This window comes from Bilifractor sp. LCP19S3_H10 (assembly GCF_052119185.1).
GTDB lineage: Bacteria > Bacillota > Clostridia > Lachnospirales > Lachnospiraceae > Bilifractor.
The window spans coordinates 1-1001 of the sequence record NZ_JBQKFT010000053.1; the positions used below are offsets into that span (position 1 = coordinate 1).

1 protein-coding gene is annotated in these 1001 nt (G+C 42.1%); it reads left to right on the forward strand.

All coding sequences use genetic code 11. From position 1 onward, the window contains the following. Positions 1–208 precede the first annotated feature (208 nt). The coding region (locus ACTQZS_RS15345; RefSeq protein ID WP_441476589.1) for a hypothetical protein at positions 209–1001 on the forward strand (793 nt) is incomplete at its 3' end.

Here is a 1001-nt window from a genome sequence, read left to right on the forward strand (position 1 = left end):
GTTTTCGATTCTTGCAAATAATTTACCGGTTCCTGAAAAGTTTGGGATATCAGTAAAACAAGGAACGTCGATCACTGATCATGAGATAACTGCCAATGGAGTGGCCTCTATCTATTTGTCGTGGCAATGTTCTGGGACAACTTACCAGATCCGATACAGGGAAAGACAGCGGAAACCAAATCAGGCAATTGGTGATTGGAGCAGCTGGATGTCATATCCTGACGCGAGCACAGCAAATTCAGGATGGGGAGATATTGGATCTGCAAACTGTGTAACAGAAAACACGTCCCGTAAATTTGCTCCAAAAGCAATCACAATGCTACAGCCGGTAGACGGGACAAGCATCGATTATAAAGAACTTCAGTTTGAGATCAGAAGATACGAAGCTAACTATAATGGAACATCTGGATTACATGCACATGGCAACAGCATCATTTCAACTTTTGGATTGACTTACACTCCGACACTTACGATTAATTCATGTAAGTGGTCTCCTGAAGGTCTTGATATTAGTTACACCTCAGACTATCACCGTGACGGAAACATTATTACATTTTCATCTGATGGTATTTTCAGAGAAAGCCGTTTCACTGATCAGCCATACACAGGTAATGTCATGATTCCCCAGAGCACTCTTTCGAGGATTCCTGCAAACGACGAGAAAATCACGATTCATTCCGCTATTATGTCAGATATCGAATCGAGTACGTCCGATCGTCCTGTAACGGTAAGTTATGCAAGCAGTCCAAGCCTTACCGTATCACCAAAGACTATAGACGATACTGACAGTTACACAACAACGGTTACATTTACTCCGTCAACAGATGATCATGTATATCTCTCTTACCCAGGCAATCTCATAGAATGCGAGGGAAGTAACGGGAAGTACGTTGTCACACCCCCACTTAATACAGAATGCACGATTTATGTGTTTACATCAAACGGATCTGCATGGGGAATGGCGTCTGTAAAGAAAACTATGAAAGGAAAAGTGTATGTAT